We start from the raw sequence: 13005 nt of genomic DNA, 5'->3' as shown, positions 1-13005 counted from the left end.
TAGCCTGGGGTCATGATCCCCCGCTCCCGCGCCACCGGTCGGGCCATGTTCTACCAGGCGTTCTACCGGCTGCCGTTGCCGGTTCGCCGCCGTCTGGTCCGGCTGGCCGTGCCCAAGTACATCGTCGGCGCGGTGACCCTGGTCCGGGACGCCGAGGCGACGGGCGCGGGCCGGCTGCTGATGCTGCGCCAGCCGCCCGGCAAGGCCTGGTCGCTGCCCGCCGGCCTGCTCAACCGGGGTGAGGCCCCGGTGGTGGGCGCGGCCCGCGAGCTGTTCGAGGAGTCCGGAATCCGGCTGCCCCCGTCCCGGCTGCGCCCCGCGGTGCCGAACGCGATCGTGCACGCGAAGGGCTGGGTGGACATGGTCTTCGAGGTCGAGGTGCCGGCGTCCAGCACCGAGCTGGCGGTGGACGGCGCGGAGGTCTTCGAGGCCGCCTGGCACCCGCTGGACGACCTGCCCAAGCTCACCTGGCCGACCGCGCGGCTGCTCGCGTACTACGACATCGGGCCGCTGACCGGGCAGTTTCCGCCACCGGTGCCGGACACCGCGCCGTGACCGGGGCGGGCAGCACGCCGACGACCGACGGGCGCGTGGGCGACCAGCGGCCGCAGGTGTGCGCCGTGGTGCTCGCCGCCGGCGAGGGCACCCGGCTGCGCCCGCTCACCGAACGGGTCCCGAAGGCGCTCTGCCCGGTGGGCAACGTACCGCTGCTGGACCGGGCGCTGGCCCGGCTGGCCGGGCTCGGCCTCGCCGGTCCCGGACGGGTCGCGGTGAACGCCTGCTACCTCGCCGACCAGGTGGTCACGCACGTCGGTGACCGCGCCCACCTGTCGGTGGAGCCCGGAGACCCGCTCGGCACCGCGGGCGGGGTGGCCAACCTGCGGGACTGGATCGACGGACGGCCGGTGCTGGTCGGCAACGCGGACGCGTACCTGGCCGACCCGACGGCTCCCCCGGGCCCGGATATCGCCGCGCTACTGGACGGCTGGGACGGGTTCCGCGTACGCCTGCTCGGTCAGCCCGCCGCGGACCCGGCCGCCCCCGGCACGTTCGCCGGGCACTGCTTCACCGGTTTCTCGCTGCTGCCCTGGCGGCTGGTCCGCGACCTGCCGGTTGTCTTCTCCGACCTGGTACGCGCGGTCTGGCGGCCGGCCGAGGCGGCCGGGGCGTTGGAGGTGGTGCCCTACCCGGGCACCTTCTACGACACCGGCACCCCGGCCGACTACCTGACGGCCAACCTGCACGCGGCGGCCGGCGGCACCCTGGTCGAACCGACCGCCACGGTCACCGGTCGCTGCGCGGAGTCGGTCGTCGGCGCGGGCGCACGGGTGGCCGGCGACGTGTGCCGCACCGTGGTGTGGCCGGGCGCGACCGTGCGCGACGGCGAGCGGCTCAAGGACGTGATCCGGTTCGGCGATGGCGGTACCGTGCGGGCCACTACGTACGGCTGAACCATGCCGACGCCTGCCTGCGGGCGTCGGCAGGTCGGATCCGTCGAACAACTGGTGCGAGCGGTATACCTGTGAGTCATATCTATGACTCACAGGTATACCGCTCTCGGGTGTCAGCGCCGCCCGACCCTGGCCAGGCGGGAACATCTACCATGAGCGACGACGCCGACGAACGGAGAAATGTCCCGTGATCACCGCGATCGTGCTGATCGACTGCGCCACCGACGCGATCCCCGAGGTGGCGGAGACCCTCGCCAACCTCCCCGGCGTCAGCGAGGTCTACTCGGTGGCCGGGCACGTCGACCTCATCGCCATCGTCCGGGTCCGCGAGTTCGACCAGATCGCCGAGGTCATCGCGGGCAGCATCTCCAAGGTGCCGGGCGTGCTCAACACCGAGTCGCACATCGCGTTCCGGGCGTACTCCCAGCTCGATCTGGAGGAGGCGTTCGCGATCGGCCTGGCCAGCGCCGACTGATCCGATACGCACGGCGGCCGGTCCACCCGAGCGGGTGGACCGGCCGTCTGCTTGCTGCCGGTACGTCAGCTCTCGCTGGGAGCCGGCACCTCGGTGGTGCCGCCGCCCGGAGCGGGCGACTCGGTGGTGCCGCCGCCCGGAGCCGGCGACTCAGTGCCGCCACCCGGAGCCGGCGACTCGGTGCCGCCCGGGCTGGGCGTACCGCTGGCGCTGGTCTGCGGGACCGGGATGCCCAACTCGTTGGCCAGCTCGACAAGTGCGTCGTAGTGCGCCTGCAGCGTCGGCAGGGCGGTCTGAGCCAACTGGACCACCGACTGCTCGGAGCCCTGCGAGATCTCCGTCTGGGTGGCCTGGATGCTCTGGACGTGACCGGCCAGCTCGGCGGTCACCCATTCCCGATCGAACTTCTCACCGCTGGCGTTGTTGAGCCGGTCGAGCACCGCCTGCTGATCGGCGCTGGGCTCGTTCGGCAACTGAACGTTCAGCTGGGACGCGGTCTGTTGCACCGTCTGGTCCAGCTGGGTGTGGTCGGTCTTCAGCATCGCGCCCAGGTCCTTGACCCCCTGGTTCTGGCCCTTCTGCTGGGCCAGGTCACCGGCGGTGATCTCGAACAGGTTGACCTGGTGCACCGCCTGCAGATACTGGGTGTCCTGCGTCGACGGCTGTGCCGCGGCCTGCGCGGCCGCAGCCGGCGCAACGCCGACCAGTACCAGCGCGGCCAACAGGCCGAGGCGTTTGATACCCAACATGCTTCCCCCCCTTGAGACGTTGGACCGCACGGATACCCGGCTCACCGGGGTTATTCCTGCGATCGCCTGTCGCGCGGGGTCGACCGGTCCCGCCGTGGCCGTCCGACTCCTGGTCGGATGGGCGGTGGGGGGACAAACGCCGAGGCGCCCGCCGGAGTTCCGGCGGGCGCCTCGGGACGCTGCGTTCGGGCGGTCAGCGGCGGCTCTCGCCGCTGCCGATCTCCTCGCGCTCGGGCCGTGCCTCGACCGGCGGGTGACCCGGCGAGACCGGCGCCTCGACCGGCTTCTCGATCGGGTAGAAGAAGCCCCGGACCGCCGGGCCGAGGGCCCCGAGCCGGTTCATCTTCTTCGGGACCACCCAGCCGACGTAGTCCAGCTCGCCGTGGCCGTCGGCGTGCCCGTTCGCCGCGCTGAGCGGCTGGTGCACCTCGACGAACCGACCGTCCGGCATACGCCGGATGATGCCGGTCTCCACGCCGTGCGCGAGCACCTCCCGGTCGTGCTGCTGCAGACCCAGGCACAGCCGGTAGGTGATGTAGTACGCCAGCGGCGGGACCACCAGCAGGCCGACCCGGCCGGCCCAGGTCATCGCGTTCAGGCTGATCTGGAACTTGTCCGCGATTACGTCGTTGGCGCCGGAGAGCGTCAACACGATGTAGAACGAGACCGCCATGGCACCGACCGCGGTGCGGGCCGGAACGTCACGGGGCCGCTGGAGCAGGTTGTGGCTCTTGCGGTCCTTGAGGTTCCGGGCCTCCAGGAACGGGTACATCGTCGACAGGCCCACCAGGATGCCGGGCAGTACGACCGTCGGCCAGAACAGTGGCGGAATGACGTACTCGTCGCCGATCGGGATGGTGATCTGCCACGCCGGCATGAGTCGCGTCGAGCCGTCGAGGAACATGACGTACCAGTCGGGCTGGCTGGCCGCCGAGACCACCCACGCCTCGTACGGGCCGAACAGCCAGATCGGGTTGATCTGGAACAGACCGCCCATCAGCGCGATGACGCCGAAGACGACCATGAAGAAGCCGCCCTGCTTGATCGCGTAGCGCGGGAACATCCGCTCACCGACCACGTTGCCGTTGGTCCGGCCGGGGCCGGGCCACTGGGTGTGCTTCTGCTTGAACACCAGGCCGAGGTGGACGCTGATCAGAGCGAGCAGCAGACCCGGGATGAGCAGCACGTGGGCGATGAAGAACCGGCTGATGATGATCGTGCCGGGGAACTCCCCGCCGAAGATCGACGAGGTGAGCCAGGAGCCGACCACCGGGATGGACAGCATGATCGCCGAGGCGATCCGCAGGCCGGTGCCGGACAGGCCGTCATCCGGCAGCGAGTAGCCGGTGAAGCCGGCCAGGAAGCCGACCCAGAACAGCAGCGAGCCGATGATCCAGTTGGTCTCGCGCGGCTTGCGGAAGGCGCCGGTGAAGAACACCCGCAGCATGTGCACGACGATCGCGGCCATGAACAGCAGCGCCGCCCAGTGGTGCATCTGCCGCATCACCAGACCGCCACGGACGTCGAACGACAGGTCCAGGCTGGAGGCGTACGCGGCGGACATCGGCGTGCCCTGCAGCGGGGCGTAGCTGCCGTCGTAGACCACCTCGGTCATCGCCGGCTCGTAGAAGAAGGTCAGGAACACACCGGTCAGCAGCAGGACGATGAACGAGAACAGCGCGATCTCGCCGAGCAGGAACGACCAGTGGTCCGGGAAGACCTTGTTCAGCAGCTTGCGCAGCGGGGTGGCCACCTGGAAGCGGTCGTCCACTCCCACCGCGGCCTTGCCGGGCGTCGCTGCGAGGTCAAACTTTCGACGCTTCATGGCCGCTCCCAGAAGTCGGGCCCGACGGTCTCGGTGTAGTCGGACTTCGCCACGAAGAAGCCCTCGGAGTCCACCTCGATCGGCAGCTGCGGCAGCCGCCGGCTGGCGGGGCCGAAGACAGGCCGGGCATTGTCGGTGATCAGGAACTGGGACTGGTGGCACGGGCAGAGCAGCCGGTTGGTCTGCTGCTCGTACAGGCTCGCCGGGCAGCCGGCGTGCGTGCAGATCTTGGAGAACGCCGCGTAGTTGCCCCACATGTAGTCGCCGTGGCCGACCCGCTCGTTGGCCTGGCGCGACTGCTGCGCGTCGGAGTCCCGCAGGTGGATCAGCAGCGTCGGGGAGTCGGCGTGCTTGTTGCTCACGCCCTCCTCGATGCCCGGGAAGACGGTGAGCTGGCCGCCGGCGCTGATGTCCGCCGGCCGGATCGGCCGACCGTCCTCGCGGACCAGACGGATGCGCTGGCCACCCTCGCTCGTGGCGAACCCGGTGGTGAACATCTGGTTGTTCTTGTGCGGCTGCGAGATCAGACCGCCGACCAGCGGAGCGGCGGCGACCGCGGCGACCGGCGCGAGACCGGCCAGCAGCGAGATGCCGAGCAGCGGACGACGCTTCACACCCAGCTCGTCGGCCATGTAGAGCATGGTCTGGCCGGTGATGGAACGACTCTCCTCGTCCACCGCGCCCTCGTGCCGGTCCTGGATCGAGACCTCCTTGGGCAGCAACTTCTTGCCCCAGGTCAGGATGCCGAAACCGACGGCCAGCAGGGCCACGCCGAGCGTGGCGCCGAGCAGCGGGGTGTAGAACTTGTCGCCGCCACGGCCCGGCTCGTACTGCCACGGCCACCAGATGTAGATGGCCAGGAAGGCGGTCGCCGCCAGACCGGTGATCAGGAAGAACCCGGCCACCACCCGGGTCAGCCGGCGCTCGGCCTTGGTCCCGGGCAGCACCTGCTGCTCGTAGTGGACGATCTCGATGTCGTCCCGGCGCGCGCCCTCACGGACGATGTCGAACCGGGTCACACCGGGGGCGTTCAGGTCGAGCGGTTCCTGGCCCTGCGGGGCCTGGTGCTCGGTGTGCGTGCTCATGCCGTCACCTCGCTACGGGTGGCGCCGAGCGGCACCACAGCACTGAATCGGATGATCCGCTCGGTCACGACTTACCCGCAATCCACAGGCTAGCGAAGACGAGCGCCACAATGCCAACCAGGAAGATCGCCAGGCCCTCGGTGGACGGCCCGTACCGACCGAGGTTCAACCCACCCGGGTCCTGGTCGCGCTTCAGCGTCTCCTGGATGTACGCGATGATGTCGGCCTTCTGCTCCGGCCGAAGCTGGTTGTCGCCGAACACCGGCATGTTCTGCGGGCCGCTCAGCATCGCCGCGTAGATCTGCCGGTCGGTGGCCGGGTGCAGGCTCGGGGCGAACTTGCCCGAGGAGAGCGCACCGCCGCCACCGCCGAAGGCGTGGCACTGGGAGCAGTTGATCCGGAACAGCTCGCCGCCGGCCGCGACGTTGCCGTTCTCGTGGAGGTCGTCGCCCTCCGGAACGACCGGGCCGCCGCCCAGCTCCTGGATGTACTGGCCGAGCTGGCGGACCTGCTCGTCGGTGAAGACCGGCGGCTTACGGTGCGCCTGGGCCTCCTGGCGGGCCAGCGGCATCCGGCCGGAGCTGACCTGGAACTCGACCGAGGCCGCGCCGACGCCGATCAGGCTCGGTCCGCGACCCTCGACGCCCTGGGCGTTGCGTCCGTGGCAGGTCACACAGCTCACGTCGAACAGCGCCTTGCCCTCGGCTGCGGCGCCGGTCAGCGGCGGATTGTCCTGCGCCTGGGCACCGGGGGCGAAGACGGTGTAGGCGCCGCCGGCGAGCATCAGCGCCGCGAACAGCCGGACCGCGGCACCCAGCCGGCGGCGGCCCCTGCTGCGCGCGGCGGGCCGCTCGCGCAGCCGCGCGAGCAGACCGCGTCGGCGGTCGTTGTCAGAAGTCATGACCTGTGTCCTTAACCGGTTGGACCTTGTCTCAGGGGACGAAGCAGCGGTGCGGTACGTGACGCGCCAAGATCACTGGAGCCAGTAGATCATGGCGTACAGCCCGATCCACACGACGTCGACGAAGTGCCAGTAGTACGACACGACGATCGCCGAGGTCGCCTGCGCCGGGGTGAACCGGCCCATGGTCGTGCGGACCATGAAGATGATGAAGGCGATCAGACCGCCCGTCACGTGCAGGCCGTGGAAGCCGGTCGTCAGGTAGAACATCGAGCCGTAGCCGTCGACGTTGATCTTGACGCCGTCCTCCACCAGGTGGCGGTACTCGTTCACCTGGCCGAGCACGAAGATCAGGCCCATCACGAAGGTGACGGTGAACCAGCGCCGCAGCGCGTGCACATCGCCCTTCTCGGCCGCGAAGACGCCAAGCTGGCAGGTCACCGAGGAGAGGACCAGGATCACCGTGAAGGTGGTCGCGTACGGAATGTTCAGCGACTCGGTGTGCTTCTCCCATTGCTCCGGCGCCGCAGCGCGGATGGAGAAGTACATCGCGAACAACGCCGCGAAGAACATGAGTTCGCTGGAGAGCCACACGATCGTCCCGACGCTGACCATGTTTGGTCGTGTCAGAGAGTGGATCCGGCTCTTGTCAATGGCTGGGGCCGCAGTCACGCCGTCATTATTGCCCCTGACCGGGGCCGGCGATCAGCGGGGTGGCAAACCCACGCCTTCCGTGGCCCGACCGTCGGGGTCCGGTTCGCCTGGCCTAGCCTGAAAAGCGTGCTGCACGTCGATCCGATCTTCGCCGCCACCTCGGCCGTCCCGGCCAGTGTGCTCGCGGCCACCCCGACGCTGGCCGCCGGGGCCGAGGCGACCCCGCCGCCGTTCACCGTCGGCGCCGTGCTGACCGAGACCCGGCTGGACAGTTGGCTGGCCCTCGGCCTGGTGCTCGCGGCCGGCCTCTACCTCTACGGGGTGTACCGGCTGCGGATGCGCGGCGACCGCTGGCCGGTCCTGCGTACCGTGTTCTTCCTCGGCCCCGGCCTGGGCGGCATCGCCCTGGTCACGGTCAGCGGGTTGCACGCCTACGACACCGCGCTGCTGTCGGTGCACATGATCCAGCACATGGTGCTGTCCATGGTGGCGCCGATCTTCCTGGCGCTCGGCGCGCCGATGACGCTGGCCCTGCGGACCCTGCCGGTCCGGCCCCGCAAGCGCCTTCTGGCGATCGTGCACAGCCGCGTCGCCCGGGTCTACAGCTTCCCGCTGGTGGCGTTCGCGATCTTCGTGGTCAACCCGTTCGCGCTCTACTTCAGTGGCCTGTACCACTTCACCCTGGAGCACGCCTGGGCCCACGAGCTGGTGCACGCGCACTTCATCATGACCGGCTGCGTCTTCTTCTGGCCGCTGCTCGGCCTCGACCCGCTGCCCGGCCGCTGGCCGTACCCGGCGCGGGCGCTGCTCATGCTGCTCTCCGTGCCGTTCCACACCGTGCTCGGGCTCACCATCATGCAGAGCACCACGCTCTTCGGCGGCGACTGGTACCCGTCGCTCAACCTGGGCTGGGCCGACCCCTGGGACGACCAGGTGCTGGCCGGCGGCATTCTCTGGGCCGGCGGCGAGTTCGTCAGCGTGACCATGCTGGCGGTGCTGGTCGTGCAGTGGGTCAAGCAGTCCGAGCGGGAGGCCCGCCGGATCGACCGCGAGCTGGACCGCCAGGAGGCCCGCGAGCGCGCCGCCGGCACCGCGGTCTGAGCTGCGCCGACGGTACGCCGACCGGGCGGGATGTCAGCTACGTCACGCCGACCGGTACGATCTGCGAGCAGCTACGAGGTGGGAGCGCAATCTAGCCATGAGCGATCGTCTGTGCACCGTCCTGCTCTACAGCGACGACCCGCAGGTCCGTGACCGGATGCGGATGGCCGTCGGCACCCGGCCCGCACCCGGGCTGCAGATCGAGTTCGTCGACGCGTCGACCTACGCCGAGACGATCCGGCTCGTCGACGACTATGAGATCGACCTCATGCTGCTCGACGGCGAGGCGAGCCCGGGCGGCGGCATCGGCATCGCCCGGCAGGTCAAGGACGACCGGGACGACGCGCCCCCGACCTGCGTGGTCATCGCCCGCGCCGCCGACCGATGGCTCGCCGCGTACGCCGAGGTCGACGCGACGCTGGTGCACCCGCTCGACCCGGTGACCACCGGCAGCACGGTGGCCGAGCTGCTGCGGACGCACGCACCCGCCTGACGTCCCCCGCTCTCCGGCACCGTCACGGCGCCGGATCCGCTGGCGCCGGTTCCAGCCCACCCGCACTTCGTACGCTCGGGAGGCCCGCCATGGGCGATCGGACCTGGCCGCACCTGCTCAACGCGCTGCTGCGCGGCGACGAGTTGTCCACCGCCGACACCGCCTGGGCGATGGGCGAGATCATGGCCGGCTCGGCGGGCGCCGCGCAGGTCGCCGGGTTCGCGGTGGCGCTGCGGGCCAAGGGCGAGACCTCGGCCGAGCTGGCCGGGCTGGTCGAGACCATGCTCAGCCGGGCGGTCCCGGTCGACCTGCCCGACGAGCTGCGCTCGACCGCGCTGGACGTGGTGGGCACCGGTGGCGACCTCGCCCACACGGTCAACATCTCCACCATGGCCGCGCTGGTAGTGGCCGGGGCCGGCGTCCGGGTGGTCAAGCACGGCAACCGGGCGGCGTCCTCCTCCTGTGGCACCGCCGACCTGCTGGAGTTCCTCGGCGTCCCGCTGGACCTCGACCCGGACGCGATCGTCCGCTGCGTCACCGAGGCCGGCATCGGGTTCTGCTTCGCGGCCCGGTTCCACCCCGGCATGCGGCACACCGGCCCGATCCGGCGGGAGCTGGGCGTGCCCACCGTGTTCAACTTCCTCGGCCCGCTGACCAACCCGGCCCGGCCCCGCGCCGGCGCCGTCGGCTGTTTCGATCCACGGATGGCTCCGGTGATGGCCGGCGTCTTCGCCGCCCGTGGCGACTCGGTGCTGGTGATGCGCGGCGAGGACGGGCTGGACGAGTTCACCACCGCCGCACCGACCCGGGTCTGGGCGGCACAGGGCGGCACCGTACGCGAGGCCGTGCTGGACGCTACGGACCTCGGGGTACCCCGGGCCACCCTCGCCGACCTGCGCGGCGGTGACGCCGCCTACAACGCCGGCGTGACCCGTCGCCTGCTGGCCGGCGAGACCGGACCGGTTCGGGACGCGGTGCTGGTCAACGCGGCGGCGGCACTGGCCACCCAGGGTCCTCTGGACGGCGATCTGACCGAAGCCCTGCGCGCCGGCATGGCCCGCGCGGCCGAGTCGATCGACTCCGGCGCGGCGGCCGCCACCCTCGACCGCTGGATCGAGACCGCCACCAGCTGACCGGGATGTGTCGGACCCGGATGGGAAACTACAGCCGAGTAGTTCTTCGCCCTCGGGGCGAGCCCAACCGGAGTGAGAGGAGACGCCCGTGTCGGACCGCGAGCTCTACTGCGACGTCTGCGAGGGCGTGACGCCGTTCGCGGCGCCGCCCTGCGTCGACGGCCACGGCACCGACTGTCCCGAGCTGATCTGCGCCCGCTGCGGGTCCGCCGTGGTGATCGCCACCTTCGCCTTCCGCGCCACCCGGCTGGCCGATCGTCGCCGCCACCGGCTCACCCCGCGCCGCGCCGCCTGAGCGCGCAACCCGCGCCGCGCCGCCCGAGCGCGCAACACGAAGGCCCGCTCCCCAGTGGGGAACGGGCCTTCGTTGTCGTGCGGGTCGGTCGCGACGGCGACCGGGTCGATCAGTGTTCGGCGGTGCGCCGGGTGCCGCTGTAGTACTCGAACAGCAGCCCGCAGGCGGCGAAGATGACCGCCAACAGACCGGCGCCGAGCAGCCAGAACTGCCAGAACACCAGGCCCAGGCCGGCCGTCGCGGCGGCCAGCGCCAGGCCGAACGGCCAGTAGCTGCCGGGGCTGAAGAAGCCGATCTCACCGGCGCCGTCGGCGATCTCGGCGTCGGCCCGGTCCTCCGGGCGCAGGTCGATACGGCGGGAGACGAACCAGAAGAAGCCGCCGCACATCGAGCAGAGCAGGAAGGACAGCAGCAGGGCCACCGTGCCCACCCACTCGACACCGCCGGACTCGCCGTTCGTCCAGGCGCCGTAGAGGATCGTGGCGCCGGCCAGGAAGGCGGCGATGATCAGGAAGATACGCCATTCGGTCTTCATGCCGTTGCCTCAGCTTCCCGCGCCGGCCGGAGCTTTGTCCGGGTTGAAGTTGTCCCGCGTCCGCCGGGTGTCGAACGGCTCGGTCGTCTGCGCGTACGGAGCCTCACCGATCGCGGTCAACGCGTCCTGGGTGGACTTGCCGCCCTGCTTGGCCGCCAGGAACTGGTCGTACTTCTCCGGCGAGACGACCCGCAGCTCGAAGTTCATGAACGCGTGGTAGCTGCCGCACAGCTCGGCGCAGCGGCCGACGTAGGCGCCCTCGGCCTCCAGGCTGGAGACCTCGAACACGTTGCGGATCTTGCCCGGCATGACGTCCCGCTTGAACAGCAGCTCCGGCACCCAGAACGAGTGGATGACGTCGCGGCTGGTCTCCTCGAACCGGATGGACCGGTTGGTCGGGAGCACCAGCACCGGGATGACCTCGCTGGTGCCGAGCGTCGAGGCGGTGGTGCGCGCCTCGGTGCCCTGACCGTCGCGGTAGTTGAACTGCCAGTTCCACTTGAAGGCGACGACCTCGACCGTCACGTCCGGGTTCTTCGACAGCTTGTTCACGTCGGTCTGCACGATCGCCGTGTAGTAGAAGAGCACGGAGACGATCAGGATCGGCGCGATGGTGTAGAGGAACTCCATCGGCAGGTTGTAGCGGGTCTGCACCGGCAGCGCGTTGCCGCGCTTGCGGTACCGCACGACGCACCAGAAGATCAGGCCCCACACGAAGACGCCGACCGCGAGCGCGGCGACGCACGAGGCGATCCACAGGTCGTACATCCGCCGGGACTCGGCCGAGATGCCGCCCTGCGGCCAGCCGAAACCGTCGAACGCCTGGCCTACGTCACAGCCCGTGAGCAGGACCAGCAGCGCCACGCCACCGAGACCGAGCCCGGCCAGCCGGCCAGCACCGCTCCGCCGGCGTCCACCGGCCCCTGGGTAAGCGCTGTGCCGTACGGCCGTCGGCCGTACCTCCGAACTCCTTGCGACCACCTGGTCCTGCCTCCCTAGCGCGCCGCGGTGCGTCCTTCTCTCAGCACCGGCGGCAAAGGCGTCACCGACGGTCGCAGATTACTCGACCATGGCGGACTCGGCCGTGGTGGGGTCACTGTCCGCCCCCAACGGGGGGAACCTTGGGCATACCGCCGATATAGCGTAGGGATCCGTGAGTGCATCCCCGGTCTACCTGGACGCGGCGACCGCCGCGCCGCTGCATCCGGTCGCCCGGCAGGCCCTGTTGGCCGCCCTCGAGGACGGCTGGGCCGATCCCGGCAAGCTCTACACCCAGGCCCGTCGGGCCCGGCAACTGCTCGACGCCGCCCGCGAGGCGGCCGCGCAGACGCTCGGCGTCCGCGCCGACGAGCTCTCCTTCACCCCCAGCGGTACGACGGCGGCGCACGGCGCGGTGCTCGGCGGCCTGACGGGTCGGCGGCGGGTCGGCTCGACGCTGGTGCACTCGGCGATCGAGCACTCCGCGGTGCTGCACGCCGCGGAGCGGCACGCCGCGGCGGGTGGCGACGTCGCCCCGGTCCCGGTCGACCGGCTGGGCCGGCTGGAGCTGCCCGCCTGGTCGGACGCGGTCCGCGCCCCCGGGGTCGCCCTGGCGGCGCTGATCACGGCCAGTCACGAGGTGGGCACGGTACAACCGGTCGCCGAGGCGGCCGCCGCGTGCGCCGACGCCGGCGTGCCGCTGTACGTCGACGCCGCGCAGTCGGTCGGTCGGGTGCCCCTGCCGGCGGGCTGGTCGGTGCTCACGGCCAGCGCACACAAGTGGGGCGGCCCGCCCGGGGTGGGACTGCTGGCGGTACGCAAGGGCACCCGCTGGGAGTCACCCTGGCCGGCCGACGAGCGGGAGGGTGGGCGTACCCCCGGGTCGGTGAACCTGCCCGCGGTGGTGGCGGCGGCGGCGAGCCTGCGCGCGGCGGGGGGCGACGCCGCGGCCGAGGCGGCCCGGCTGGCGCCGCTGGTGGACCGGATCCGGGCGCGGGTGCCGGCCGAGGTGCCCGACGTGGAGGTGGTGGGTGACCCGGTGCTCCGGCTCCCCCACCTGGTGACCTTCTCCTGTCTGTACGTCGACGGCGAGGCGCTGCTGCACGCGCTGGACCGGCGCGGCTTCGCGGTGTCGTCCGGCTCGTCCTGTACGTCGTCGACGCTGCGCCCGTCGCACGTGTTGGAGGCGATGGGAGTGCTGTCGCACGGCAACGTCCGGGTCAGCCTGCACCCCGGGACGACCGAGGCGGACGTCGAGAGGTTCCTCGCCGAACTGCCCGGGATCGTCGCCGACCTGCGCGCCGAGGCCGGAGTGGTGGGGCTGTGACGG

The 13005-nt window shown here is 71.1% G+C and carries 15 protein-coding genes; 8 read left to right on the top strand and 7 right to left on the bottom strand.

Annotated features, from left to right (window positions below):
* Positions 1 to 12 precede the first annotated feature (12 nt).
* The 3 genes from ACFQGL_RS03915 (at position 13) to ACFQGL_RS03905 (ending at position 1926) form a co-directional block, all read left to right on the top strand.
* A complete protein-coding gene (locus ACFQGL_RS03915) occupies positions 13 to 555 on the top strand; it encodes an NUDIX hydrolase (RefSeq protein ID WP_377505405.1) in 543 nt (180 codons plus the stop codon).
* Positions 556 to 590: 35 nt separating this feature from the next.
* Entirely contained in the window at positions 591 to 1451 is an 861-nt protein-coding gene (locus ACFQGL_RS03910; RefSeq protein WP_377505402.1) for a nucleotidyltransferase family protein, read from the top strand.
* A 187-nt stretch (positions 1452 to 1638) separates the two neighbouring features.
* The gene (locus tag ACFQGL_RS03905; RefSeq protein WP_377505399.1) at positions 1639 to 1926 is read left to right on the top strand and encodes an Lrp/AsnC family transcriptional regulator; all 288 of its coding nucleotides are present in this window, start codon (positions 1639 to 1641) and stop codon (positions 1924 to 1926) included.
* A 65-nt stretch (positions 1927 to 1991) separates the two neighbouring features.
* On the opposite strand, the gene ACFQGL_RS03900 is transcribed toward ACFQGL_RS03905, so the two are convergent.
* From ACFQGL_RS03900 to ctaE, 5 genes are all read right to left on the bottom strand, one after another.
* Complete coding sequence (locus ACFQGL_RS03900; protein WP_377505396.1) at positions 1992 to 2675, bottom strand: DUF4142 domain-containing protein; 684 nt, start codon at positions 2673 to 2675, stop codon at positions 1992 to 1994.
* Positions 2676 to 2868: 193 nt separating this feature from the next.
* Entirely contained in the window at positions 2869 to 4500 is a 1632-nt protein-coding gene (qcrB, locus tag ACFQGL_RS03895; RefSeq protein WP_377505393.1) for a cytochrome bc1 complex cytochrome b subunit, read from the bottom strand.
* Positions 4497 to 5585, bottom strand: coding sequence for a cytochrome bc1 complex Rieske iron-sulfur subunit (gene qcrA, locus ACFQGL_RS03890; protein ID WP_377505390.1), 1089 nt, complete (start codon positions 5583 to 5585; stop codon positions 4497 to 4499). The genes qcrB and qcrA overlap by 4 nt, the downstream gene beginning before the upstream one ends.
* A 64-nt stretch (positions 5586 to 5649) precedes the next feature.
* Positions 5650 to 6486, bottom strand: coding sequence for a cytochrome bc1 complex diheme cytochrome c subunit (gene qcrC / locus ACFQGL_RS03885; RefSeq protein ID WP_377505387.1), 837 nt, complete (start codon positions 6484 to 6486; stop codon positions 5650 to 5652).
* A gap of 72 nt (positions 6487 to 6558) precedes the next feature.
* Entirely contained in the window at positions 6559 to 7158 is a 600-nt protein-coding gene (gene ctaE / locus ACFQGL_RS03880) for an aa3-type cytochrome oxidase subunit III (protein WP_377505384.1), read from the bottom strand.
* A gap of 108 nt (positions 7159 to 7266) precedes the next feature.
* On the opposite strand from ctaE, the gene ACFQGL_RS03875 reads away from it, so the two are divergent.
* The 4 genes from ACFQGL_RS03875 (at position 7267) to ACFQGL_RS03860 (ending at position 10162) form a co-directional block, all read left to right on the top strand.
* Positions 7267 to 8241 (top strand): cytochrome c oxidase assembly protein, encoded by a 975-nt coding sequence (locus ACFQGL_RS03875; RefSeq protein WP_377505381.1) that lies wholly within the window; start codon positions 7267 to 7269, stop codon positions 8239 to 8241.
* A gap of 97 nt (positions 8242 to 8338) precedes the next feature.
* Entirely contained in the window at positions 8339 to 8734 is a 396-nt protein-coding gene (locus tag ACFQGL_RS03870; protein ID WP_377505378.1) for a response regulator, read from the top strand.
* 89 nt (positions 8735 to 8823) lie between these two features.
* Positions 8824 to 9867 (top strand): anthranilate phosphoribosyltransferase, encoded by a 1044-nt coding sequence (gene trpD / locus ACFQGL_RS03865; protein WP_377505375.1) that lies wholly within the window; start codon positions 8824 to 8826, stop codon positions 9865 to 9867.
* Positions 9868 to 9955: 88 nt separating this feature from the next.
* On the top strand, positions 9956 to 10162 hold the full coding sequence (locus ACFQGL_RS03860; RefSeq protein ID WP_377505372.1) for a hypothetical protein: 207 nt from the start codon (positions 9956 to 9958) through the stop codon (positions 10160 to 10162).
* A gap of 109 nt (positions 10163 to 10271) precedes the next feature.
* Here ACFQGL_RS03860 and ACFQGL_RS03855 read toward each other — a convergent pair whose 3' ends face one another.
* On the bottom strand, positions 10272 to 10697 hold the full coding sequence (locus ACFQGL_RS03855) for a cytochrome c oxidase subunit 4 (RefSeq protein WP_377505369.1): 426 nt from the start codon (positions 10695 to 10697) through the stop codon (positions 10272 to 10274).
* Between the two features lie 9 nt (positions 10698 to 10706).
* Positions 10707 to 11678 carry an aa3-type cytochrome oxidase subunit II gene (gene ctaC / locus ACFQGL_RS03850; RefSeq protein WP_377505366.1) on the bottom strand — a complete coding sequence of 324 codons (972 nt, stop codon included), beginning with the start codon at positions 11676 to 11678 and terminating at the stop codon, positions 10707 to 10709.
* Between the two features lie 172 nt (positions 11679 to 11850).
* Between ctaC and ACFQGL_RS03845 the strand changes: the two genes are divergently transcribed.
* Complete coding sequence (locus ACFQGL_RS03845) at positions 11851 to 13002, top strand: cysteine desulfurase family protein (protein WP_377505363.1); 1152 nt, start codon at positions 11851 to 11853, stop codon at positions 13000 to 13002.
* The last annotated feature ends 3 nt before the right edge of the window (positions 13003 to 13005 follow it).

Origin of the sequence: Micromonospora vulcania (assembly GCF_042658605.1) — a bacterium.
Classification (GTDB): domain Bacteria; phylum Actinomycetota; class Actinomycetes; order Mycobacteriales; family Micromonosporaceae; genus Micromonospora; species Micromonospora vulcania.
This window is presented reverse-complemented; position numbering and strand designations above follow the sequence as displayed.

Excerpts from the sequence above, each read along its gene's own strand:
- ACFQGL_RS03915 (WP_377505405.1), top strand. The coding sequence starts at position 13 with ATGATCCCCCGCTCCCGCGCCACCGGTCGGGCCATGTTCTACCAGGCG.
- ACFQGL_RS03900 (WP_377505396.1), bottom strand. The coding sequence starts at position 2,675 with ATGTTGGGTATCAAACGCCTCGGCCTGTTGGCCGCGCTGGTACTGGTC.
- qcrB (WP_377505393.1), bottom strand. The coding sequence starts at position 4,500 with ATGAAGCGTCGAAAGTTTGACCTCGCAGCGACGCCCGGCAAGGCCGCG.
- qcrA (WP_377505390.1), bottom strand. The coding sequence starts at position 5,585 with ATGAGCACGCACACCGAGCACCAGGCCCCGCAGGGCCAGGAACCGCTC.
- qcrC (WP_377505387.1), bottom strand. The coding sequence starts at position 6,486 with ATGACTTCTGACAACGACCGCCGACGCGGTCTGCTCGCGCGGCTGCGC.
- ACFQGL_RS03870 (WP_377505378.1), top strand. The coding sequence starts at position 8,339 with ATGAGCGATCGTCTGTGCACCGTCCTGCTCTACAGCGACGACCCGCAG.
- trpD (WP_377505375.1), top strand. The coding sequence starts at position 8,824 with ATGGGCGATCGGACCTGGCCGCACCTGCTCAACGCGCTGCTGCGCGGC.
- ACFQGL_RS03855 (WP_377505369.1), bottom strand. The coding sequence starts at position 10,697 with ATGAAGACCGAATGGCGTATCTTCCTGATCATCGCCGCCTTCCTGGCC.